This window comes from Streptomyces sp. NPDC055632 (assembly GCF_053618675.1).
This window is the reverse complement of record NZ_JBSHHY010000003.1, coordinates 416,105-439,426: the sequence shown is the minus strand read 5'-3', so window position 1 is coordinate 439,426 and position 23,322 is coordinate 416,105. Positions and strand designations below refer to the sequence as shown.

The window sequence follows — 23,322 nt, the reverse complement described above, 5'->3', positions numbered from 1 at the left end:
TTTACGCCCTCCTCAGCGCAGCTTGGGGTCGAGGGCGTTGCGGACGGCTTCGCCGAGCATGATGAACGCCAGAACGGTGAGGCTCAGCATGATCGACGGGTACAGCAGGATGTGCTGCGACGTACGGATCGCCTGAACACCCGCGGAGATGTCGACACCCCACGAGACGGTCGGGGCGGCGAGGCCGAGCCCCAGGTAGGACAGGGTCGCCTCGGCGGAGATGTAGCCGCCGAGGGCGATGGTGGCGACGACGATCACCGGGGCCATGGCGTTCGGCAGGATGTGCCGGAAGAGGATCCGGTTGGTGCCGGCGCCCAGCGCCTTGGCGGCGTGGACGTAGTCGGCCTGCTTGACCGTGATCACGGCGCCGCGCATGACGCGGGCCATCTGCGTCCAGCCGAGGAAGGCCAGGGCGAAGACGACGACCCAGACGGTGCGCTCGACGAAGGCCTGCAGGACGACCATCGCGCCGAGCAGGAAGGGGATGCCGAAGAAGACGTCGGTGAGGCGGGAGAGGACCGCGTCCACCCAGCCGCCGAAGTAACCGGCGATCATGCCCATGGCGCCGCCGACCACGGTGACGATCAGGGTGACGCAGACGCCGACGATGATCGAGGCGCGGGTGCCGTAGATCAGGCGGGCGTAGACGGAGCGGCCCTGGATGTCGTAGCCGAGCCAGCCGGGCGAGCCGACGTTGCCGAGCTCGGGCTTGCCGACGTAGTGCTTGACGAGGTCACCGGCCGTGGGCGAGGCACTGGTGAACAGCCCCGGGAACACCGCGATGAGCAGCAGGAAGAAGATCAGCACCGACGACACGAGGAAGTACGGGTTGCGGCGCAGGTCGCGCCACGCGTCGCCCCAGAGCGAGCGGGGCTTCTCCGCCTTGGGCGGCTGGGGGGCGGACGCCTCCACCGGAGGGGTGGTGACGGCGTCCACCGATGCGGCGGCCGCGGTCTTGGTCACGTCAGGCATACCGGATCCTCGGGTCCAGGACCGCGTACAGCAGGTCGATGAGCAGGCTGGTGATGAGGTAGACGACCACCAGGACGGTGACGAGACCGACGAGGGTGCTGCCCTCGCGGCGGCTGATCGACTCGTAGATCAGACCACCGACACCCTTGACGTTGAAGATGCCTTCGGTGACGACCGCGCCGCCCATCAGGGCGCCGATGTCGGTGCCGAGGAAGGTGACGACGGGGATCATCGAGTTGCGCATGAGGTGGACGCCGATGATGCGGTGCTTCGGCAGGCCCTTGGCGACGGCCGTGCGCATGTAGTCGGCGCGCAGGTTCTCCGCCATGGAGGTGCGGGTGAGCCGCGCCACATAGGCAAGGGAGAGACCACCGAGGACGATGGCGGGGGCGATCATCTCGGACAGCAGCTGGTCGTTGCTGACGTTCGGCTCGATCCAGCCGAGCTGGAACGCGAAGACCATCTTGATGATGAAGCCGAGCACGAAGACCGGGATCGAGATGATCAGCAGGGTGAAGATCAGGATCGCGTTGTCGGCCATGCGGCCGGCGCGGAGGCCGGCGATGATGCCGAGGCCGAGGCCGAACACGAGCTCGAAGGCGAAGGCGAGGGCCGCCAGCTGGATCGTGACGGGGAACGCGTCGCCCAGCACTTCGGTCACAGGCCGGTCGTTGCGGATCTGCGTACCGAAGTCGAAGTGGAAGAGGATTCCACTGATGTAGTCCCAGTACTGCTTCAGGATGTGCTGGTCGAGACCGAGCTTGTGTCTGATCTCCGCGATGGTCGCGGGGGACGCCCCCTTGTCTCCGAACAGACCGGCCACGGGGTCACCGGGCAGGCTGTAGACCATGAGGAAGATCAGCAGGGTTGTCCCGAAGAAAACCGGGATCATCTGGAGCAGTCGTCGTGCGACATAGCGCCCCATCATGCCTCCGTTGAGATGTGACGGCCGCAGCCGAGGGCCCCTCCACGACGGCGCACTGCCCGGATTCGGGCAGCACGGTGCCGTGGAAGGGCCCCCCAGCCGCTGCGTAAGGCGCCGAGACGGGACTGACGATCCGTCAGTCCCGTGACGGCTTGCGGACTACGCTTTCGGGTTTACTTGTGGACCTCGACGCCGGTCAGGATCGGGTCGCCGTCCTGACCGTAAGCCACGCCCGAAACCTTCTCGGAGTAGCCCGCGTTGACCTTGTAGTACCAGAGCGGGATGGACGGCATGTAGTTGACCAGGTCCTTCTCGATGGCCTGGAACTCCTTGACCGACTCGTCCAGCGTGGGAGCGGAGTCCGCCTTCGCGATCTTGGCGTCCAGCTCCTTGTTGGAGAAGCCACCCTGGTTGCCCGCCGCACCCGTACGGAACAGGTCCGAGATGAAGTTGGCGTTCACCGGGTAGTCGAGCACCCAACCGGAGCGGTAGAACGACTTGACCTGCTTGTTCTTGCGGGCCTGGAGGTCGGCCTGGAAGTCCGGCTTGCCGTCACCGGTGCAGGCGACGCCCGTGGACTGGGTGATGGAGTTGCAGACCGCGTCCACCCACTCCTTGTGCCCGCCGTCGGCGTTGAACTGGATGGAGATCTTGTTGCCGGGGACGCCGCCGCCGGCCTTGATGAGCTCCTTGGCCTTGGCCGGGTCGAACTTGGTGACGTCGACCGCGTTCGGCTGGTAGCCGAGCACACCCTTGGCGACCCAGCCGGAGGCGGGCTCGCGGGTGCCCTGGAGCACCGTCTTGGTGATGGTGGCGCGGTCGATGGCCATCGAGATGCCCTGGATGACCTTGGGGTCGACCTGCTTCGGCTTGCTCCACTGGTCGGCGTAGAAGGCCACGGCGACGGTCTGGATCGCGGAGTACGCCTGGTCGACGGCGCGGTCGCCGAGGTCCTGGCGGTAGACCGGGAGGTCCTTCGGGGCGAGCTGACGCAGGACGTCGACGTTGCCCGACTTCAGGTCCTCGTAGGCGGCCTCGAGGGTGGTGTAGTTCTTGAAGACCACACCGCCGTTCTTCGCCTTGTTCGGACCCTTGTAGTCGTCGTAACGGACGATCTCGATCTGCTTCTTGTGGTCCCAGCTCTTGAACTTGTAGGGACCGTTGCCGATCGGCTTCTGACCGGCGGCCTTGGTGTCCTTGTAGAACGCCTCGGGCAGCGGGGCGAAGACGATGTAGGCGAGCTTGTGGCCGAAGTACGGGACGGCCTTCGACAGCTCGATGGTGAAGGTGTTCTCGTCGACGACCTTCAGACCGTCCAGCTTGTCGGCGGTGGGCTGCGCGCCCTCCTCGGACGGGCTGAGCTTCTCGAAGCCCTTGATGTCCGCGAACCACGAGTTGAGACCCATGGCGTTCTTGACGTTGGCGTTCCAGTTCCACGCGTCCACGTAGGACTTGGCGGTGACCGGGGTGCCGTCGTGGAAGGTCCAGCCCGGCTTGAGCTTGACGGTCCACGTCTTCGAGTCCGTCGTGGTGACCGACTCGGCGTTGATCATCTCCAGCGAACCGTCGGCCTTGTAGTCGACCAGGGTCGAGAACAGGCCGGCCATGACCGCGGAGCCGTTGGACTCCATCGTGTCGCCGGTGTACAGGGGCTTCTCGGGCTCACCGAGCTCGATGGAGAAGATTCCGTTCGGGTCAACAGCGCCCTTGGCGTCGCTGCCGCCTTCGCTCTTCCCCCCGCCACAGGCGGTCGCAGCAAGGGCGACGATGATCGCGCCCGTTACCCACTTGGCGCTCTTGGCACCGCGCATGGGTTCCTCCTCATGAGTCCACTTTGTCACTACAAGAGGGGCACTCCGAGTTTCGCCGACACCCCTGACGGCTATGCACTCAAGTGCCCCGAGTGTGCTCGTGAGTCGGCACTCCCCACAGTGCGTGACCCATTGACCCGAGCTCAATGGAGCCAACTATTAAGTACGTCCGGGCCGTAAACCACACTTAAGTGGTCTCGTTTTGACAACATCACCACCCCCCGAGGTACCGAAATCCGGACAAAGTGAGTCCAGACAGACACCCCCGAAACGGACTGTTAATACACGTTCCGGAGAGCGATGACCGGTATCCGGACACCGGATCTCTGAATTCGACTTGACGGCGGGTCCGGGATCGACCCCTCTCGGAGGCCCCCGGAACGACCCCCGCAGCCGATCTCCGCAGGTGGCCCCGGTGGCGCCGCCGGGACGCCTCCGCCCGGCACGGGGCACGACTGAGCCCCGCCGGTACCGGCGGGGCTCAGGTCACGCGGTCGGGACCGGACGAACCGGCTCCGGATCAGCCGTTCTTGGCGCGGGAGGACGCGCGGCCACGCGCGTTCTGGTCCAGGATCACCTTGCGGATGCGCACGGCCTCCGGGGTCACCTCGACGCACTCGTCGTCGCGGCAGAACTCCAGGGACTGCTCCAGGGAGAGCTTGCGCGGCGGGACGATCGCCTCGAAGGAGTCGGCCGAGGAGGAGCGCATGTTGGTGAGCTTCTTCTCCTTGGTGATGTTCACGTCCATGTCGTCGGAGCGCGAGTTCTCGCCGACGATCATGCCCTCGTACACCTCGGTGCCGGGGTCGGTGAACAGGACGCCGCGCTCCTGGAGGTTGGTCATCGCGAAGGCGGTGACGGCACCGGCGCGGTCGGCGACGAGCGAACCGTTGTTACGGGTCGTCAGCGTGCCGAACCACGGCTCGTGGCCCTCGTGGATCGAGTGGGCGATGCCCGTGCCGCGGGTGTTGGTGAGGAACTCCGTACGGAAGCCGATGAGGCCGCGGGACGGGACGACGAACTCCATGCGGACCCAGCCGGAGCCGTGGTTCGACATGTTGTCCATGCGGCCCTTGCGGACGCCCATGAGCTGCGTGACCGCGCCCATGTGCTCCTCGGGGACGTCGACCGTGAGGCGCTCGACGGGCTCGTGGACCTTGCCGTCGACCTCCTTGGTGACGACCTGCGGCTTGCCGATGGTCAGCTCGAAGCCCTCGCGGCGCATCTGCTCGACCAGGATGGCGAGCGCGAGCTCACCGCGGCCCTGGACCTCCCAGGCGTCCGGGCGCTCGGTGTCGAGGACGCGGAGCGAGACGTTGCCGATGAGCTCGCGGTCCAGACGGTCCTTGACCTGGCGGGCGGTGACCTTGCGGTTCTTGACGGCGGCCTTGGCGTCCGCGCCCTTGCCCGTGCCGCCGCGGCCGACGAGCGGCGAGGTGTTGGTGCCGATGGTCATGGAGATGGCCGGCTGGTCGACCGTGATCAGCGGCAGCGCGATCGGGTTCTCCGGGTCGGCCAGGGTCTCGCCGATCATGATGTCGGGGATGCCGGCGACGGCGCAGATGTCACCGGGGCCGGCGACCTCGGCCGGCTTGCGGGTGAGCGCCTCGGTCATCATCAGCTCGGTGATGCGGACGTTGGAGATCGTGCCGTCCCGCTTGATCCACGCGACCGTCTGGCCCTTGCGCAGCTCGCCCTGCTCGACGCGGAGCAGCGCGATGCGGCCGAGGAAGTTGTCGGCGTCGAGGTTGGTGACGTGCGCCTGGAGCGGCGCCTCCTCGTCGTACACCGGGGCGGGGACGTGCTCCAGGATGGCGTTGAAGAACGGCTCCAGGCTGTCGCTGTCCGCGGGGACGGTGCCGTTCTCCGGCTTGGTCAGCGAGGCGATGCCGTCACGGCCGCAGGCGTAGACGATCGGGAACTCGATCTGGTCCTCGTCCGCGTCCAGGTCCAGGAACAGGTCGTAGGTCTCGTTGACGACCTCGTCGATCCGGGAGTCCGGGCGGTCCGTCTTGTTGATGCAGAGGATGACGGGCTTGCGCTGCTGGAGCGCCTTGCGCAGCACGAAGCGGGTCTGCGGGAGCGGACCCTCGGAGGCGTCCACGAGGAGGACGACCGCGTCCACCATCGACAGACCGCGCTCGACCTCGCCGCCGAAGTCGGCGTGGCCGGGGGTGTCGATGATGTTGATCGTGATCGGGGCCCCGCCGTCCTTGGGGTGGTACTTCACCGCCGTGTTCTTGGCGAGGATCGTGATGCCCTTCTCACGTTCCAGGTCGTTCGAGTCCATCATGCGGTCGTCGAGCTGCTGGTGGGCGGCGAAGGCACCGGCCTGCTTGAGCATGGCGTCGACGATGGTCGTCTTGCCGTGGTCGACGTGGGCGACGATGGCGACGTTGCGGATGTCGTGGCGCGTGGGCATGGGTGGCTTGCGCTTCTCTCGGATCGTGGGAATCGGCGTCAGTTCCTCTTACGCCCGCCGGGCGGACGCGCCACGGCTATGTCCCATGGTACGGGGCCGCCGTGCAAGAGGCTTCCCCGCCCGGGTTCCGAGAGGGTCTACTGGGAGGTTTCGAGGGTGTGGGGGAGGTCGTGCGGCCGGGTCAAGGGGCCGTCGCGATCCTGCCCGCCGGGGAGGCCGGCGGGCAAGGAAGTTGAGCTGGTTCTGAGGTTGTGACCTGCGGTTTCAGTGCTTTCAGTGCTTTCAGTGGGTTCGTGCCTCGGTTTTACCGGTTCCGCTCGGGCCCCTTGGGGGTCCCGCCCTTCCTGAAACCGATGTCCTGGTAGCGGGGGGCGGCGAAGCCCCAGGCCCCCGCGTTCACCAGGTCGGCCCTGGCGGCGACGAGCTGCGGGCGCTGGTAGAGGGGGATGGAGCCGGCCGCGGCCCAGATCCGGGCGTCGGCCTGGCGGACGAGTTCGAGGGCCTCCTCCTCGTCGAGCGTGCCCGCCGCCTGGTCGAAGAGCTGGTCGATGCGGTCGGTGCCGACCCGGGAGTAGTTCTGCTCGACCATGAGCGAGCCGTCCGAGGCGGGCTCGGGCTTGGCGAAGATCGGCCGGGCGTCGGTCGCGGGGAAGGCGGAGGCGGGCCAGGAGTAGAGGGCCAGGTCGTAGTCGCCCGAGGCGATGTGGTCCTTGAAGAAGCTCTCGTCGGAGACCTTGGTGACCTCGGTGCGGATCCCGACCGCGTCGAGCATCCGGACGATCCGGTCCCCCACCGTCCGCAGCGGCTCGGAGCCCGGTCCGGACGGCAGGACGAAGCGGAGGCTGAGCGCCTTGCCGTCCTTGCCGAGGGCCTGCTTGGCCGGGGGGACGGCGGCGGGCGCGGCGGTGCCGCGCGGGGCGTAGGCCCCGGGCATCCCCCGATCGGGCCTGGCGGCCTGCGGGGCGTCGGCCCGGGCGGCGGCGCCCGTACCGGCGTCGAGGGCCCCGGGCCGGGCTTCGAGCGCCTCGGGCCGGGTGTCGAGGGCTTCGGCCCGGGCCCGGAGCGCGGCGCTCTGGCGGGCGGCGGCGGGGGCCGGGGCGAGGACGCGGGTGGCGCTCTCGGGGCCGCCGGCGACGGGGGCGGGGACGGCCCGGCGCTCACCCGGCTTGTCGTCGCCGACGATGTAGAGGCCCTCGTCCGAGGGGGCGTCCCCGGAGGCGTCGTCGCTCTTCTTCTTGGCGTCGGCGGGGGCGGTGGCGGTGCTCTTCGCGGGCTTCCCGGGCTCGACGGCGGGCTTCTCGGTCTCCTCCGCCTTCTCGGGCTCCCCCGCCTTCTCGGGCTCCCCCGCCTTCTCCGCCTTCTCGGCCTCCCCGGCCTTCTTCTCCGCCTCCCCGGCCTCGCCGGCCTTCGTCCCCGCCTCGCTGCCCGCCTTCGTGCCGGCGGGCCGCTCGGCGCCGCCGGGGACCCAGCCGGCGTCGGCGAGGAGCGCCCGCGCCTCCTGGGTGTCCTGGCCGCCGAGGGCGTCGCTGCTGTCCTTGTACGCCGCCTGGCCGGCGAGGGCCAGGTGGCTGCCGGGGGGCTTCGCCGGGAGGCCGAGGGGCTTGAGCACGGATTCGGCCAACTCCTGGCGGTCGATGGCGCGGGCCACCGCGCGCCGCACCCGCTCGTCGGAGAGCGGCCCGGACTCGCCGTTCAGCGCGAGCTGGGTGTAGGCGGGCTCCAGGGACTTGCGGACGGCGTACTTGGCCAGGGTGTCCTGCGCGCTCGCGTACCGCGCGACCGCCTGCCGGTTCTCCTCGCGGGCGGCCCGGACCTCCTCGGCCTTCTCCTCGTCGGAGCCGTGGGCGAGGGCCCAGGACTTCAGGGCCTTGGAGGGGGTGATGGAGGAGCCGGGGCCGTGGGCGAGGGCGGCCTGCGCGCCGTTCCGTCCGGCGCGGGCGTCCTTGAGCGCCAGGGAGATCCGCTCGGCCGTGGAGCGGTCGATCTCGGCCAGGTCGAGGGTGCCGGCGGCGAGGGCGTCCGCCCGGTCGGCGCGGGGGACGGGCTTGAGGACGACGGTGTCGAGCTTGGCGGCCTGCCCCCACCAGCGGGGGTTGCGGGTGAGGGTGACGTCGCCGCTCTCGCCGTCGGCCGACTTCAGCAGGAACGGTCCGGCGGTGGCCTTGAGGGTGGTGCGGGCGCCGTCGTTGAAGGAGTCCGGGGACCCCATCACCTGCTTCGGGTAGAGGGGGGTGAAGAGGGCCTGCCAGTCGGCGTAGGGCTTGGAGAAGGTGACCCGCACCTCCAGGTCGTTCTTGCCGCGCTCGATCTTCTCGATCCGCTCGTAGCCGGAGTTCCGGGCGGTCCAGTACGCGGTGTCGCGGCCGCTCAGGGCCCGCCACTGGGCGACGAAGTCGGGGGCGCCGATCTCGCGTCCGTCGCTCCACACGGCCTGCTGGTTGAGCTTGTAGAGGACGACCTGCTTGGGCTCGGTCTCGACGACCTGCGCGGACTCCAGGTAGTCGGGGTTCCGCTGCGGCCGGCCCCGCTGGTCGAGGGTGTAGAGGGCGGGGAGCACGGCTCCGGCGATGCGGGAGGTGGTGGCGTCGGCGTCGGCCTGGAAGGCGTTGAGGGTGGTGGGCGCCGCGTCGACGGCCCAGCGCAGGGTGCCGCCGTCGGCGACCCGGTCGCGCGGGGCGGGCGCGTTGTCCTGGGCCGCGAGCGGGGCGGTGTCGGTGTCGTCCTCGTCCGCGCTGCATCCGGCGAGGACGGTGACGGCGAGGACGGCGCTGGTGAGGGTGGCGACGGTGCGGAGCGTCCGGGAGCGGGGGCTGGGGCATGTCCGTGTCCCGCCGTGAGGGGTGCCGATCTGGGACATGTCTTGTACCCCTTCGTCCAGATTCATTCCATTTGGAGATGATCACATCTCCCGCTCATCCACTGAAAAGGAGGAAGAGGATCCGGCCATGACGACACGGCGGCATGGCCGGAAAACGCCACTCGGGCGGACCAACCCGCCGCCCGGGAGCGCACGGGACCGGTCGCGGGCGGACATACCCGGACATAGCCTCGCGTGTGTGACGCGAACAGCCACCCGAGCCCTTCTCGCGGTACTGGTGGCGGCGTGGTGGCTCGTCGTCCCCGCCGTGCACGGTGCCCGCGCCGACGACCCCGTCGTCCTGTCCCGGGACGGACAGATCACCGACCGGGTGGGCGCGCTGCGCGACCGCCGCGCCTCCGTGGAACAGGCCCTGGACCGGCTCTACGAGCAGGAGCGCGTCCAGCTCTTCGTCGTCTACGTACGGGACTTCTCCGGGCGCCCGGGCCAGGACTGGGCCGACGCCACCGCCGAGCGCAACGGGCTCGGCGCCGACGACCTGCTGCTCGCCGTCGCCACCCACGACCGGCGGTACGGCTACGCGGCCGACCCCGGCTCCGGCCTCACGCAGGCGCGGCTCGACGAGGTCGCGCGGACCGCGATCGAACCGGCGCTGCGGCAGAACGACTGGGCGGGCGCCGCCATCGGCGCGGCGGACGGCTACGGCGCCGTCCTCGCGGGCCGGCCCGTCACCGCTCCCCCGATCACCCCCGGGCCCGCCGACCCGGGCCACGCGGCCGACGACGGCCCCTCCGGCTCCGACCTGGTCCTGCCCCTGGTGCTGGTCGGCGGCGCCGGGGCGGTGGCGGCCTACGCGTACGCCAAACGGCGCCGGCGGACCGGGACCCGCACCACGCCCGCGAACGGGCAGGGCTGGGGGCCGCCGAAGGAGCCCGCGCCACCGACCCCGGACCAACTGGACGGGGAGGCCCGCCGGGCCCTGGTCGACACCGACGACGCCGTACGCACCAGCCAGGAGGAGCTGGGCTTCGCGTCGGCCCAGTTCGGCGAGGAGGCGGTGCGGCCCTTCACCGAGTCCGTCGCCTTCGCGCAGGAGCAGCTGACGGCGTCGTTCCGGCTGCGGCAGAAGCTCGACGACGCCTTCCCCGAGGACGACGCGGCCCGCCGGAGCATGCTGGAGGAGATCCTGCGCCGCTGCGCGGAGGCGAACGCGCGGCTCGACGCCGAGGCCGAGTCCTTCGACCGGCTCCGCGCCCTGGAGCGGACCGCCCCCGAGGCGCTGGCCTCCGTCGAGGCCGCGCTCCGGGAGCAGACGGCCCGGATGGGCACGGCCGAGGCGGCGCTGACCGCCATGCGCGAGCGGTACGCGGAGACGGCGGCCTCGCCGGTCGCCGGTGACGTCGAGCAGGCGAGGGACCGGCTGGTCTTCGCGACGACGCACGTCGACGGGGCCCGGGAGCGGATCGGCGCCGGCGACAACGGCGGGGCCGCCGTGCACGTCCGGGCCGCCGAGGGCGCCGTGGACCAGGCGGCGCGGCTGATCGAGGCGGTGGACCGGCGGGCGCAGGAGCTGGCCGAGGCCGTGGGCCGGCTGCCGGGAGTGCTCGCGGAGACGGACGCGGACCTCGCGGACGCCCGCGGCCTGCTGAAGGGGACCGCCGCCGGGGTGTCCACGGCCGACCTCCAGGGCCGGATCGCCCGCGCCGAGGCGGTGGTGGCCGAGGTGCGGCGGAACGCGGAGGCCGGGCGGTACGACCCGATCGGCGCCCTGCGCCGGGTCGAGGAGGCCGACGCGGCCCTCGACGAGGCCCTGGAGGGCGCCCGGGAGCGCGAATCGGGCGCCCGGCGCGCCCGCGCGCTGCTCGACCAGGCGATGCTGACGGCCCGTTCGGCGATCGGGGCGGCCTCCGACTACGTCGCCACCCACCGGGGCGCGGTGGGCAGCGAGGCCCGTACGCGCCTGGCTGAGGCCGGGCGCCGCTGGGAGGAGGCGCAGGCCCTCGCGGCGGACGACGACCCGCAGGGCGCCCTCGCGGAGGCCCGGCAGGCGGACGCGCTCGCCCGGCGGGCGCAGGAGCTCGCCGAGCGGGACGTCCGCGCCTACGGCAACCCGAACGGCCCGGGCGGGGTGCCGGGGGTGGCGGGGAACACCGGCGGCGGGCTCGGCGGCGCGGTGCTCGGCGGCATCATCCTCGGCGGCCTGTTCGGCGGGGGCGGGGGACGCGGGGGCGGGGGCTTCGGTGGCGGCGGCTTCGGGGGCGGAGGCTTCGGCGGCGGGCCCGGCAGCTTCGGCGGCAGCGGCACGCGCGGCCGGCTGGGCGGCGGCGGGCGCTTCTGACCCCGGGCCGCCCCGGGCCGCCCCGAACCCCCTCTTCCCCGTACGCCCCCTCCCCCGTCCGTCCTCAAGGATCCAAGGAGAAGCCCATGAGCAAGCAGACCGTCCTCGGCCGGGTCACCCAGCTGGCGAAGGCCAACATCAACGCCCTGCTGGACCAGGCGGAGGACCCGCAGAAGATGCTGGACCAGCTGATCCGCGACTACGCGAACAACATCGCGGACGCGGAGGAGGCGGTGGCCGCGACCATCGGCAACCTCCGGCTGATGGAGCAGGACCATCAGGAGGACGTGGACGCGGCGAAGGAGTGGGGCGGCAAGGCGCTCGCCGCCAGCCGGAAGGCCGACGAGCTGCGGAGCGGCGGGCAGGCGGCGGAGGCGGACCGCTTCGACGACCTGGCGAAGGTGGCGCTCGGCCGCCAGCTCCAGTCGGAGAAGGAGGCGCGGACGGCGGAGCCGACGATCGCCGCGCAGACCGAGGTGGTCGCGAAGCTCAGGACCGGTCTCGACCGGATGCGGGCCAAGCTCGCCGAGCTCCGGGCCAAGCGGGACGAGCTGGTGGCCCGCGCGAAGTCGGCGCGGGCGCAGAACACGATGACGGACGCCGTGAAGAACGTCGACGTGCTCGACCCGACCAGCGAGCTGAGCCGCTTCGAGGACAAGGTGCGCCGGGAGGAGGCGCGGGCCCTCGGCAAGCAGGAGCTGGCGGCCTCCTCCCTGGACGCGCAGTTCGAGCAGCTGGACGCGCTCGGGGACGACGCCGAGATCGAGGCCCGGCTGGCCGCGCTCAAGAACTGACCCGGCACCCCCGCGTACCCGTACGCCTCACGCCCGTACGCCCCGCACCCGACTCACGCCCGTACGCCTCACACTCGTACGCCCCGCACCCGTACGCCTCAGAACATGCTGAGCAGCTGCTCCACCGTGGGTTCCGCCGCCTCCCCGCCCTCCGGCAGGGCCAGTTCGAACCAGACGGTCTTGCCGCGCGGGGTGCGGCGCGAGCCCCAGGAGGAGCTGAGCAGCCCGACGAGCTGGAGGCCCCGGCCGCCCTCGTCGGTGTCCTTGGCCCGGCGGCGGCGCGGCTGGACCAGGCCCGCGTCCCAGACCTCGCAGACGAGGGTGCGGTCGCGCAGCAGGCGCAGCCGGATCTCCCCCTCGCCGTAGCGCAGGGCATTGGTGACGAGTTCGCTGACGAGGAGTTCGACGGTGTCGACGAGCGGTTCGAGGTCCCAGGCGGCGAGCTGGGCACGGGCGAGCTCGCGGGCCCGGCCGACCGAGCGGGGCTCCCTGGGCAGCCGCCAGTCGCCGACGGCCTCGGCGGGCAGTCCCTGGATCCTGGCCAGGAGGAGGGCGATGTCGTCCTCGCCGTGCCCGGTGTTCAGGCTGGTGAGGACCCGGTCGCAGACGTCCTCCAGAGGACGGGACGGATCGGTGAGGGCGCGCCGGAAGGCGCTGAGGCCCTCGTCGAGCGGATGGTCGCGGGACTCGACGAGGCCGTCGGTGTAGAGGGCCAGGAGGGCGCCCTCGGGGATCTCGACCTCGACCTCCTCGAAGGGCTCGCCGCCGACCCCGAGCGGCATCCCGGGGGGCACGTCGAGCAGCCGGGCCTCCTCACCGGGTTCGACGAGCACCGGCGGGAGGTGGCCGGCGTTGGCGAAGGTGCAGCGGCGGGTGACCGGGTCGTAGACGGCGTAGACGCAGGTGGCGAGGTAGACCTCGGCGAGCTCGGGGCCGCGGTTCTTGTGCGCGCGGGACTGCTGGGTGCCGATGGGGGCGCCGAGGCCGCGGGCGATCTCGTCGAGGTGGGAGAGGACCTCGGCCGGTTCCAGGTCGAGCTGGGCGAGGGTGCGCACGGCGGTGCGCAGTTCGCCCATGGCGACGGCGGCGCGCAGGCCTCGGCCCATGACGTCCCCGATGACGAGGGCGGTGCGGTGGCCGGGGAGTTCGATGACGTCGAACCAGTCGCCGCCGACCTCGGTGGCGTCGGTGCCGGGGAGGTAGCGGCAGGCGATGTCGAGGCCCGCGGCCTCGGGGTCGCCGGGCGGGAGCAGGCTGCGCTGGAGGATCAGGGCCCGCTCGTGCTCGCGGCGGTAGAGGCGGGCGTTGTCGATGCAGACGGCGGCCCGGGCGGCGAGTTCGACGGCGAGGGCCCGGTCGCGCTCCCCGAAGGGTTCGCTGCCCTTGGCGCGGGAGAACTGGACGAGGCCGACGACGGTGTCGTGGGCGGTCATGGGGACGACCAGGGTGGACCGGGCGAGGTCGCCGTCCTCGCCCTGCACCGTGCGGATCCGGCCGGTGCGGAGGGCTCCGGCGTACGGGGAGTTGAAGGGGTAGCGGTGGACGGCACCGACCTCGATGGGCGCGGTGCCCGGACAGCCGGTGTCCGGGGCGTGTCCCCCGCCGGTCCTGCGGGGGGTGTCGGAGACGGCGCTGGCGAAGGCGACCCGGCGCAGTTCGGCGCTGCCGGCGCCGTAGCCGACGTCGTGGGAGCTGCCCCAGCGGCCCGGCGGCGCCTCGTCGCCGGTCAGCAGGCCTTGGTAGAGGTCGACGGAGGCGAGGTCGCAGAAGCCGGGGACGGCGACGTCGAGGAGTTCGCGGGCGGTGGCCTCCAGGTCGAGGGAGTTGCCGATGCGGGCGCCGGCCTGGTTGAGGAGGGCGAGGTTGCGGCGGGCGCTGGCGGCCTCCCTGGCCGCGTTGTGGCGGCGGGTGACGTCGATGCCGAGGCCCGCGACGCCGATCGGGCGGCCGGAGCCGCTGTGCACGCGGTAGAGGTTGATGGACCAGTGGCGGCGGTCCCTGGCGCCGGGGGCGGCGCCGACGATCCTCAGGTCGGTGACGGACTCGCCGGTCTCCAGGACCTTCCGGAGGGCGGTGGTCATCCGCTCGGCCTCGGGGCGGCCGAGGTAGTCGTGGACGGTGCGGCCGCGGTGGTCGTCGGCGTCGCCGCCGAAGACGGTGGCGAAGCGCCGGTTGGCCCGCCGCACGGTGAGGTCGGTGTCGAAGAGGAGGAAGCCGAAGGGGGATTGGCCGAATATCGCCTGGGAGGCGGCGAGGTCGGTCTCGATGCGGCGGAGGGCGCGCACGTCGACGACGATGCACAGCGCGGCGCGTTCCCCGGTCTCGGTCTCGGTCGGCATGACGTACATCTCGGCCACGCCGTGCGGCCGTTCCTCGCCAGGTATGCGGAACGGGACGAGGCCCGTCCACTCCTTGCCGTCGAGGATCTCCTTGACCCTCCGGTGGCCGCGCTCGCGCAGGTCGGCGGGGACGAAGACCTCCACGGGGTCCTTGCCCCTGGCCTCCTCCGCGCTGACTCCGAAGAGGTCCACGGCCCTTCGGCTCCACTGCTCGACCAGGCCGTCGGGCCCGATCGAGAAGGAGGCCACCCGGATGTAGTCGTAGATCGAGCCGGGCGGGCTGCTCTGCCACACGACGCCGCCGCTCGCCGTCTCAGGTATCTCGCTCACGCGACCGTCCCCTCCAGCTCACCGCACCGGACCGGCCATGCCCGCAGTATTCAGTACGGCAGGCCCGGACGGCACGACGTTCACGATCACAGGGTGGTCTCGTTCATTCCGTGCCGAGTACCGGTGATCGTCGTCCCACCCTCTTTACTCACCAGGGAGAGCCAGCTCGAACCATACGGTTTTGCCGACGCCCCCCATGCGAATCCCCCAGCGGCGGGCGGTGCAGGCCACGAGACCGAGGCCGCGGCCCCCCTCGTCGTCGGGTCCGGGGGCCTTCGCGGTCGGCGGATCCGGAAGCGGATCGGAGACCTCCACGAGCAGGGCCGTCGTGTGCGCCGGGTCGGCGGCGTCGGAGCGGACGCGGACCAGGCGGACCCCGATGGGGCCCGAGGCGTACCGCAGGGAGTTGGTCACCAGCTCGCTGACCAGCAGGACGGTCACGTCACCGAGGGGGCCGTCGAGCTCCCAGGAGCGCAGGGTCTCGCGCACCGCGTGGCGGGCCGTGCGCACGGCGTTCGCCTCGGCCGGGAAGCTCCACTCGGCGCGGTCGCCGTCGGTGTAGATCACACCCGATCACTTCCCCAGCCGTGCGTCAGCAGGAAGGCCCACGTCCCCTTGCGGGGTACCAATGGGGACATACCCACCATTCGGGGCAAGTTATCCCGCCGGGGGCGGTCACCGGCGCACGGTGGCACGAACGGCGTAGGGAGTCAGCCGCGCGCCCCGCCGGAGGGCGCGTCCGGGAGCCTCAGCGCCGCCTCCGCCACGGCGGGCCGGTCCTGGTCGAGCCAGTCGACCGAGTCGACCTCCGGCCGGGCCAGCCAGCGCAGTTCGTCGTGGTCCTCCAGGGGGCGCGGTTCGCCGGAGAGCAGCCGGGCGGTCCACACCCGCAGGACGTACCCGGGCTTCAGCGGCCATTCGCCGGGGATGCGCTCCCCCGGCTCGACCTCCACGCCGAGCTCCTCCCGGAGCTCCCTGACCAGGGCCTCCTCCGGGCTCTCGCCCGGTTCGAGCTTGCCGCCGGGCAGTTCCCAGCGGCCGGCGAGGTCGGCGGGGGCGCTGCGCCGCGCGGCGAGCAGACGCCCCCGGTCGTACAGGGCGCCCGCGACGACGACCACGGGGCCGGCGTCGCGGTGGCGGTGGGTCTCGGTGGTGCGTTCCGTCATGGGCGCGAGCGTATCCGGGACCCGGGGACGGGGGTCCGCGGCCGGCTCAGAGCGCGGGGCTGCCGATGCGCTCGACCCAGTAGAGCTGCTTGTGGCCCCGGGCGTCGAGGCCGTCCGCGATCTTCTGCGCCTCGTCCTTGGTCGCGTACCGCCCCACCCGGTAGCGATTGCCGTTGTCGTCCTGCCGAATGACGAGCCAGGGGAGGACAGGGCCGCTGTCGGTCATCGGGCTCCTCCCGCCGCCGGTCCGGTTGTCGTCGTGGATCTCCGGGAAACCGCAATCCGCATATGCCGGAGCTTACGCCTGACCTTCACACAGCGGATACGGGTTTGCACAAAGAGGCACGGTTCGGCCGGTTACCGACGGAAGGCGGCCGAAGTCAGGCGCCGGAAAGCGGGGGCGGCACGACCCGACACCCCGTCACACCACACCCGCGCCGACCGGGCACGGGCGACGGACGACGGACGACGGGCGACGGGCGACGGGCGACGGGCGACGAACACGGACGACGGACACGGACGACGAGAGGCCCGCCGTCCGGCCCCGCCCCGCGTCACCTCACCGGCAGGTGGTACGCGATCCGGTAGCGGTCGGCCGGGACCACCACGTCGGCGGTCTCGACGGCCCGGCCCGAGGCGTAGTAGGTCCGCTCCACCACCATCACCACGTGGCCGGGGACCCCGCCGAGCGCCAGGAGCTCCTCGGCGAGGCCGGGGCGGGCGCCGATCTCCTCCACCACGTTGTCCACGACGACGTCGATGGCGGCCATCCGCTCGACGACCCCGCAGCCGCCCAGAGGACCTTCCTCGGGCAGCATGACCGGGGTCCGGCCGGTGACGGCGAGGGGCTCCCAGGAGGTGGAGACCATCATGGGCTCGCCGCCGTCCCGGTACACGTACCGCGTGCGCATCACCCGCTCCCCCGGCTCGATGCCGAGCCGCCCGGCCACCTCCGGGCTCGCGGACTCCTGCCCGCTGCTCGACTCCCAGGTGCCCCGGGCCCCTTCGGCCGCCTGCTCCTGCCGGAAGGGGCTGGCCCCGGCGGACGGGCGGTAGCCGGAGCGGGCGATCCGGCGCGGCACCGGGCGCTCCCGGACGTACGTCCCCGAGCCCGAGCGGCCCTCGACGAGCCCCTCGGCCATCAGTACCTTGCGGGCCTCCAGTGCGACGGTGTCCGACACCCCGTACTCCTCGCGGATGCGTGCCTGCGAGGGGAGACGGGTATGGGGCGGAAGCGAGCCGTTGGCGATCTTCTCCCGCAGATCGCTCGCCACGCGCAGATAGGCGGGCTGCTCACCGAACGTCACTGGACACTCCCCTCAGGTTGACTGTCAGCTACAGCGTGGCAACCGTGGGTCGCGGACCGCAAGCATGGGCCAGAGTTTCACTCGAAGTGATGAAGCCCCGGCCGCACACCTTGATTACCCGAGGTCACCACTCGACGGATGCGCTCACACCTCTTGACCCGTATTGGTACAGACCAATAGCTTCCTCCCTGCGCCCCCCGCGCACCAGCCCCGCACGCTCCATCCGCACGCGCTCCACCCGCACGCTCCATCCCGCCTCGCACAGGAACGAGCCCATGCGTCCCAGAGCCCTGTCCAAGCTGACCTTCGGTGCGGCCACCACCGTCACCCTCGGCCTCCTCGCCACCCTGGCCCCCGCCGCCGACGCGCACCAGGCCCCGCACGGGTCCGCCCACGAGCCCGCCCACGGGCAGGCCCTGAAGCGGATCGGCTACTTCACCCAATGGGGCATCTACGGAAGGAACTTCCAGGTCAAGGACCTGGAGACGAGCGGCACGGCCGCCAAGCTCAGCCACATCAACTACGCCTTCGGCGTGATCGGCCCGGACGGCAAGTGCCTCATGGGCAACGCCCCCGGCTCCGACCCGTGGGCCGACTACGTGCGCCCCGTCGACGCCGCGAACTCCGTGGACGGCACCGGCGACACCGCCGACCAGCGCCTGGCCGGCAACTTCAACGAGCTGCGCGAGCTGAAGGCGAAGCACCCCGGGCTCAAGGTCATGATCTCGCTGGGCGGCTGGAGCGGCTCCGCGCACTTCTCCGACGCGGTGCGCACGGACGCCGGCCGCAAGGCCCTCGTGGCCTCCTGCATCGACACGTACGTCAAGGGGAACCTGCCCGTCGACGGCGCCCGCGGCGGCGCCGGGGCGGCCGCCGGGATCTTCGACGGCATCGACCTCGACTGGGAGTGGCCGGGCTCGGACGGCGCCCCGGGGAACGTGATCCGCCCCGAGGACAAGCCAAACTTCACCAAGCTCGTACGGGAGTTCCGCGTCCAGCTCGACGCCTACGGGCGCAGCCTGAAGAAGCGGAAGCACTACGAGCTGAGCGCGTACGTGCCCACCGCCCCCGCCAAGATCGACGCGGGCTTCGAGGTCGCGAAGATCATGCGGGACTTCGACTTCGTGAACCTCCAGGGCTACGACTTCCACGTCTCCGGCGAGCCGAGGACCGGGCAGCAGTCCGCGCTGTACGCGAAGAACGACTTCAGCGTCGACCAGACCGTCGAGGCCTGGCTGCGGCGCGGCGCCCCCGCCCGCAAGCTCGTGGTCGGCATGCCCTTCTACGGGCAGGGCTGGACCGGGGTCACCGGCGGCGGCAACGGCCTCGGCAAGCCCGCGGCCGGTCCCGCCCCCGCCACCTGGACGGCGGGCTCCGAGGACTACAAGTTCCTGAAGCGGCTGGCGGAGTCGGGGACGTACAAGCTCTACCGGGGCGAGCGGAACGGGCACGCCTGGCTCTTCGACGGCACCACCCTGTGGACCTACGACGACCCCACCGTGCTGCGCACCAAGGCGGCCTACGTCCGGCGGAACGGGCTCGCCGGCGCGATGGTCTGGTCCCTCGACGGGGACACCCCGGACGGCGAGCTGATCACCGCCATCGACCGGGGCCTGAACCGGCGCTGACCCCCGCTCCCGTGTCCGGCCGCCGAGCGGCGGCCGGGCACGGGAGGACGGGCGACGCCTCAGGCCGAGGTGCCCACGCCCTCCGGCGGGACGTCCGTCAGACCGAGCGAGCCCCGCGCCTTCGCGCCGTCGGGCAGGACCTCGTAGGCCGTCTCGTACGCCTCCCAGTACGCGTCGGAGTCGGCCGCCGTCGCCAGCGCGCGCCACTGCTTCGAGGCCGCGGCGAGGTCCTTCCGGAGCGCGGCGACCGGCTCCGTGGAGGCGCCGGGCCAGTAGTGCTTCCCGAGGCTCCCGTGCGCACCGTCGATCGCCGCCAGGACCTCGCCGGCCCAGGCCTTGTTGGCCGCGAGGGCCTCTTCGGGGTCCTCCTCCGGCTCCCGGTAGAGGGCCGCCTCGATCGGGTTCACGGACTTCAGGAAGTGCGTCTGGTCGCCGCTCAGGGTCGTGGCGTCGGACCGCACCGAGCCGCTGAACCGCTTCTTCTCGGCGGCGAGCGCGCAGGTCACGGTCCGGTCGCCGAGCTTCCAGCTCTGGCTGCTGGGCAGGTAGTAGAAGAGCCAGACGTCCTCGGGGATCGCCCAGGTGTCCATCGCGTACGCGAGGTTGACCGTCTCGCAGCGCTTCTCCGCGATCGCGTCGATCGCGTCCTCGCCGGGCCACTTGGTGAAGCCGGTGACCTCAAAGCCGCCGGTGACCTCGCCGTCGTGCGGGCTCGCGCAGTCGACGACGGTGACCTCCGTCGTGTACTCCGCCGACTTGCCGTGGTCGCTGAAGCACTGGCCGGTGCGCAGCGAGAACGGGGACTTCGAGCGGGAGGCCTCGTCGACGCCCTCCTTGAAGCCGTTCCACGCCGCGGAGAAGCCGCCGGTCACGAGGCCGATCACGAGGAGCAGACAGCTGACCGCGGAGAACACCATGCCGGTGATCGCGAGCGGCCTGCCCGCCTGGTCCTTCTTCCTGATCTGCGGGAGGGCGACGAGGCCCAGGATCAGGCCGAGGGGCGGGAGGCAGCAGACGATGCCGGAGACGAGGGAGGCGACGGCGAGTCCGTTGGTGGACCGCGCGGGCTGCCCGTAGGGACCGGTGCCGGGGCCGCCGGGCGGGCCGTAGGGGCCGGCCGCGTAGGGCATTCCCGGGGAGGTGTACGGCCCCGGGGCGGGCCACCCCTGCGGCTGCGGGCCCCCGGGGGGCGGCGTGGGCGGCGGGGCCGGCTGGGTCGGGTCCACGGGTGGGTGCTCCTGCGGGGCGGTGGTGCGAACAGGCGAACGAGCGCGCATCGTACGCGGTCGGACGGCGCGCCGTCGCGCACGTTCTCGTCACGGAGTCGCACGCGTGCGCGTGGCCGAGTCGTGTGCGTTCTCCTCACGGAGCCGCACGCGTGCGCGTGGCCGAGTCGCGCGCGTTCACGCGGCGGAGGGGACGGCCGCGCACGGCGGGAGGGGCGGCCGCCCGCAGGCGACCGCCCCTCGTCGTTCAGGGCTCGGGGAGCCCGGGTGTCCGGGTCAGAACTGCAGGCCCCAGGAGTCGATCTTCCCGGTGTCGTAGGTCGCGTTGTCCGTGACCCGCAGCTTCCAGGTGCCGTTGGCGACCTCCGAGGAGGCGTTCACGGTGTACGTGGTGTTGATGTTGTCCGTGCTGCCGCCGGTGCCGAAGGCCTTCAGCGTGTACGCCGAGCCGTCGGGGGCGATCAGCTGGACCTGGAGGTCACCGATGTAGGTGTGGACGATGTTCACCGGCACCTTGAGGGCGGCGGGGGCGTTGCCGGTGACACCGGTGACGGCGATCGGGGACTCGACGGTCGCGTTGTCGGCGACGGCGTAGTCCGTGGCGTTCTCGAAGTTCTTGCCGGGCGGCGGGGTGGTGCCGCCGTCACCGACGTACAGGAGCCGGTTCGGGGAGCCGGAGCCCGGGTTGGTGACGACGTTCGGGGTGGCGGCGGTCGTCAGGGCCGTGGAGACCTGGGCCGGGGTGGCCGTCGGGTTGGCGGCGAGGTAGAGCGCGGCGGCACCGGCGACGTGCGGGGTCGCCATCGACGTGCCGGAGATGGTGTTGGTGGCCGAGTCGCTGGTGTTCCAGGACGAGGTGATGGAGGAGCCCGGCGCGAAGATGTCCAGGATCGAGCCGTAGTTGGAGTAGCTGGCGCGGGCGTCGGTGTTCGTCGTGGCGCCGACCGTGATGGCCTCCGCGACGCGCGCCGGCGAGTAGTTGGAGGCGTTGGCGCCGTCGTTGCCCGCCGCGACCGCGTAGGTGACGCCGGAGGCGATCGACCTGCGGACGGCCTCGTCGAGGACGCTGTCGACGCCGCCGCCGAGGCTCATGTTGGCGACGGCCGGCTTGACCGCGTTCTGGGTCACCCAGTCGATGCCGGCGACGACCTGGGCGGTGGTGCCGGAGCCCTGGTTGTTGAGGACGCGGACGCCGACGATCTTCGCCTTCTTGGCGACGCCGTACGAGGTGCCCGCGACGGTGCCGGCGACGTGGGTGCCGTGGCCGTGGCCGTCCTGGGACACGTTGTCGTTGTCGATGGCGTCGAAGCCGTTGAAGGCACGGCCGCCGAAGTCGCCGTGGCTGATGCGGACACCGGTGTCGATGACGTACGCCGTGACGCCCTGGCCCGCCGCGTCCGGGTAGGTGTAGCTCTGGTTCAGCGGGAGGGCCTTCTGGTCGATCCGGTCGAGGCCCCAGGACGGCGGGGAGGGCTGCGTCGCGTCGATGGTGAAGACGCGGTCCTGGACGACGGACTTGACGGCCGGGTCCGCCGCGAGCTTCTTCGCCTGCGCCTCGGAGAGCTCGATCGCGTAGCCGTTGACCGCCGAGGTGTACGTGCGCTTGATCTTCGCACCGAACCTGGCGGGGATCGCGCGGCCCTTCGCGGTCTCCGCCGGGGCGGACTCGTCGAGGGTGACGATGTAGCTGCCCGGGACGGTGTCCGCGGCTCCGGCGTTCTCGATGACGCCTTCCGGGGCGGCCGGGGCGGCGGTGGCCGGGAGGGCGGAGAGCGAGCCGAGGCTCAGTGCGGCGGCGGCCACGACGGCGGCGGTGGCGATTCTGCGACGCGAGTCACGCATCACTGACATGTGAGGGGTCCTCCTCATTGGTGGTGCGCTGCTGTGGGGGTGCGACAGGGACATGACAAGACGACATGAGGTGTCCGCGCCGTTTCGAACGTCCGGCTGTCGAGCGAAAGGTTGGCGGATCCATAGGAATCGCACAAGGGTGCTCGGCGCCCCGTAACGTCCGCGCCACACGGCTGCCATCCTGGGGTCCATGACCGCCTACACGTGCCCCCGGTGCCTCGTTTCCTCGCCCGTGTCCGCGCTCACCTGGTGTTGTCCGAAGTGCCGCGGCCCGTGGGACCTCGACTTCGCGAGCGCACCGGTCACCCTCCCGTCACTCGCGTCACGTGTGAATTCATTGTGGCGTTACGCGGAGGCGCTGCCTCCGATGCCGTGCGCGCCCGAGGTGACCCTCGGGGAGGGCCGCACGCCCCTCGTCCCGCTGACGGAATCGTCCTCGGGATCGGTTTCGGCCAAGCTCGACTTCCTCATGCCGACGCTGTCGTTCAAGGACCGGGGCGCGGTGGTGCTCGCCGCGCACGCCCTGCGCCTGGCGCGCGCCGGCGGCCTCGACCGGGTCGTGGCCGACAGCAGCGGGAACGCGGGCACGGCCGCCGCCGCGTACTGCGCGCGGGCCGGACTCGACTGCCGCGTGTACGTCCCCGGGGGCACCTCCCCGAAGAAGCTGGAGCAGATCCGGGCGCACGGCGCCGAGGTGGTCGAGGTGCCCGGCGACCGCGAGGCCACGGCCCGCGCGGCCCGGGAGGCCGCCGACGAGCCCGGCACCTTCTACGCCTCCCACGTGTACAACCCGTACTTCACCCAGGGCACCAAGACCTATGTGTACGAGCTGTGGGAGGAGCTCGGCGGGCGGCTGCCCGACACGATCGTCGTCCCCGTCGGCAACGGCACCCTGCTCCTCGGCGCCGCCCTCGCCCTCGACGAGCTGCACCGCCACGGGCTCGTGGACACCCGGCCCGCACTGGTCGCCGTGCAGGCGGAGGCCGTGTCCCCGCTGGCCGAGGCGTTCCACGCGGGCGCGGACGACATCGCCGGGCCCGCCGCCGTGCGCCCCACCCTCGCCGAGGGCATCGCGATCCCGGCGCCGCCCCGGGCCCGGCAGATCCTGCGGGCGGTGCGGGCGACGGGCGGCACGTTCCTGACGGTGCCGGAGGAACGGATCCGCGCCGCCCAGCGCGACCTGGCGCGGCGCGGTCTCTTCGTGGAGGCCACCGGCACGGCCTGCTGGGCGGCGGTGGACGCGGCCCCGCCGCGCCCCGGCCTCACGGTGGTGCCGCTGTGCGGGGCGGGGGCGAAGACGGGTCCGGCGCCCTGAGGCGGCTCCCCGGCCCCGTACCGGCGAGAGCCCCTACCGGCGAGAAACCGTACCGGCGAGAACCCGTACCGCCCGCCCGC

The 23,322-nt window shown here is 71.9% G+C and carries 16 protein-coding genes; 4 read left to right on the top strand and 12 right to left on the bottom strand.

All coding sequences use genetic code 11. The features are described 5' to 3' along the window. Positions 1-12: 12 nt before the first annotated feature. From ACWGSR_RS07255 to ACWGSR_RS07235, 5 genes are all read right to left on the bottom strand, one after another. Positions 13-972, bottom strand: a complete 960-nt coding sequence (locus tag ACWGSR_RS07255) for an ABC transporter permease (RefSeq protein WP_453564182.1) — start codon at positions 970-972, stop codon at positions 13-15. Beyond that, positions 965-1,897, bottom strand: coding sequence for an ABC transporter permease (locus tag ACWGSR_RS07250; RefSeq protein ID WP_376240725.1), 933 nt, complete (start codon positions 1,895-1,897; stop codon positions 965-967). The genes ACWGSR_RS07255 and ACWGSR_RS07250 overlap by 8 nt, the downstream gene beginning before the upstream one ends. Positions 1,898-2,070: 173 nt before the next feature. After that, positions 2,071-3,708 (bottom strand): peptide ABC transporter substrate-binding protein, encoded by a 1,638-nt coding sequence (locus ACWGSR_RS07245; RefSeq protein ID WP_376240645.1) that lies wholly within the window; start codon positions 3,706-3,708, stop codon positions 2,071-2,073. A gap of 520 nt (positions 3,709-4,228) precedes the next feature. Beyond that, a complete protein-coding gene (gene typA / locus ACWGSR_RS07240) occupies positions 4,229-6,130 on the bottom strand; it encodes a translational GTPase TypA (protein WP_376240647.1) in 1,902 nt (633 codons plus the stop codon). Positions 6,131-6,434: 304 nt separating this feature from the next. Then, positions 6,435-8,987 (bottom strand): ABC transporter substrate-binding protein, encoded by a 2,553-nt coding sequence (locus ACWGSR_RS07235; RefSeq protein ID WP_453564178.1) that lies wholly within the window; start codon positions 8,985-8,987, stop codon positions 6,435-6,437. Positions 8,988-9,186: 199 nt separating this feature from the next. Between ACWGSR_RS07235 and ACWGSR_RS07230 the strand changes: the two genes are divergently transcribed. Both ACWGSR_RS07230 and ACWGSR_RS07225 read left to right on the top strand, forming a co-directional pair. After that, positions 9,187-11,286 carry a TPM domain-containing protein gene (locus ACWGSR_RS07230; protein WP_453564175.1) on the top strand — a complete coding sequence of 700 codons (2,100 nt, stop codon included), beginning with the start codon at positions 9,187-9,189 and terminating at the stop codon, positions 11,284-11,286. Positions 11,287-11,372: 86 nt separating this feature from the next. Further along, a complete protein-coding gene (locus tag ACWGSR_RS07225) occupies positions 11,373-12,080 on the top strand; it encodes a PspA/IM30 family protein (RefSeq protein ID WP_376240654.1) in 708 nt (235 codons plus the stop codon). A 98-nt stretch (positions 12,081-12,178) separates the two neighbouring features. Here ACWGSR_RS07225 and ACWGSR_RS07220 read toward each other — a convergent pair whose 3' ends face one another. From ACWGSR_RS07220 to ACWGSR_RS07200, 5 genes are all read right to left on the bottom strand, one after another. Continuing rightward, positions 12,179-14,749: a SpoIIE family protein phosphatase gene (locus ACWGSR_RS07220; protein ID WP_453564172.1), complete on the bottom strand. Its 2,571-nt coding sequence runs from the start codon at positions 14,747-14,749 to the stop codon at positions 12,179-12,181. A gap of 144 nt (positions 14,750-14,893) precedes the next feature. Continuing rightward, a complete protein-coding gene (locus ACWGSR_RS07215) occupies positions 14,894-15,316 on the bottom strand; it encodes an ATP-binding protein (protein ID WP_453564170.1) in 423 nt (140 codons plus the stop codon). 143 nt (positions 15,317-15,459) lie between these two features. Next, a complete protein-coding gene (locus tag ACWGSR_RS07210; RefSeq protein WP_376240663.1) occupies positions 15,460-15,915 on the bottom strand; it encodes a (deoxy)nucleoside triphosphate pyrophosphohydrolase in 456 nt (151 codons plus the stop codon). A 46-nt stretch (positions 15,916-15,961) separates the two neighbouring features. Next, entirely contained in the window at positions 15,962-16,141 is a 180-nt protein-coding gene (locus ACWGSR_RS07205; RefSeq protein WP_376240666.1) for an SPOR domain-containing protein, read from the bottom strand. Between the two features lie 328 nt (positions 16,142-16,469). Next, complete coding sequence (locus ACWGSR_RS07200; RefSeq protein WP_376240669.1) at positions 16,470-17,222, bottom strand: GntR family transcriptional regulator; 753 nt, start codon at positions 17,220-17,222, stop codon at positions 16,470-16,472. A 275-nt stretch (positions 17,223-17,497) separates the two neighbouring features. Here ACWGSR_RS07200 and ACWGSR_RS07195 point away from each other — a divergent pair, with 275 nt between their 5' ends. After that, positions 17,498-18,850 (top strand): glycoside hydrolase family 18 protein, encoded by a 1,353-nt coding sequence (locus ACWGSR_RS07195; RefSeq protein ID WP_453564167.1) that lies wholly within the window; start codon positions 17,498-17,500, stop codon positions 18,848-18,850. A 59-nt stretch (positions 18,851-18,909) separates the two neighbouring features. On the opposite strand, the gene ACWGSR_RS07190 is transcribed toward ACWGSR_RS07195, so the two are convergent. Continuing rightward, positions 18,910-20,076: a DUF4190 domain-containing protein gene (locus tag ACWGSR_RS07190; protein WP_453564164.1), complete on the bottom strand. Its 1,167-nt coding sequence runs from the start codon at positions 20,074-20,076 to the stop codon at positions 18,910-18,912. Between the two features lie 276 nt (positions 20,077-20,352). Next, positions 20,353-21,927, bottom strand: a complete 1,575-nt coding sequence (locus tag ACWGSR_RS07185) for a S8 family peptidase (protein WP_432086727.1) — start codon at positions 21,925-21,927, stop codon at positions 20,353-20,355. Between the two features lie 190 nt (positions 21,928-22,117). Between ACWGSR_RS07185 and ACWGSR_RS07180 the strand changes: the two genes are divergently transcribed. Beyond that, on the top strand, positions 22,118-23,242 hold the full coding sequence (locus tag ACWGSR_RS07180; protein WP_453564161.1) for a pyridoxal-phosphate dependent enzyme: 1,125 nt from the start codon (positions 22,118-22,120) through the stop codon (positions 23,240-23,242). Positions 23,243-23,322: the final 80 nt, after the last annotated feature.

Coding starts and splice junctions, on each gene's coding strand:
- ACWGSR_RS07255 (WP_453564182.1), bottom strand. CDS start 972: ATGCCTGACGTGACCAAGACCGCGGCCGCCGCATCGGTGGACGCCGTC.
- ACWGSR_RS07250 (WP_376240725.1), bottom strand. CDS start 1,897: ATGGGGCGCTATGTCGCACGACGACTGCTCCAGATGATCCCGGTTTTC.
- ACWGSR_RS07245 (WP_376240645.1), bottom strand. CDS start 3,708: ATGCGCGGTGCCAAGAGCGCCAAGTGGGTAACGGGCGCGATCATCGTC.
- typA (WP_376240647.1), bottom strand. CDS start 6,130: ATGCCCACGCGCCACGACATCCGCAACGTCGCCATCGTCGCCCACGTC.
- ACWGSR_RS07235 (WP_453564178.1), bottom strand. CDS start 8,987: ATGTCCCAGATCGGCACCCCTCACGGCGGGACACGGACATGCCCCAGC.
- ACWGSR_RS07225 (WP_376240654.1), top strand. CDS start 11,373: ATGAGCAAGCAGACCGTCCTCGGCCGGGTCACCCAGCTGGCGAAGGCC.
- ACWGSR_RS07210 (WP_376240663.1), bottom strand. CDS start 15,915: ATGACGGAACGCACCACCGAGACCCACCGCCACCGCGACGCCGGCCCC.
- ACWGSR_RS07205 (WP_376240666.1), bottom strand. CDS start 16,141: ATGACCGACAGCGGCCCTGTCCTCCCCTGGCTCGTCATTCGGCAGGAC.
- ACWGSR_RS07195 (WP_453564167.1), top strand. CDS start 17,498: ATGCGTCCCAGAGCCCTGTCCAAGCTGACCTTCGGTGCGGCCACCACC.
- ACWGSR_RS07185 (WP_432086727.1), bottom strand. CDS start 21,927: ATGTCAGTGATGCGTGACTCGCGTCGCAGAATCGCCACCGCCGCCGTC.
- ACWGSR_RS07180 (WP_453564161.1), top strand. CDS start 22,118: ATGACCGCCTACACGTGCCCCCGGTGCCTCGTTTCCTCGCCCGTGTCC.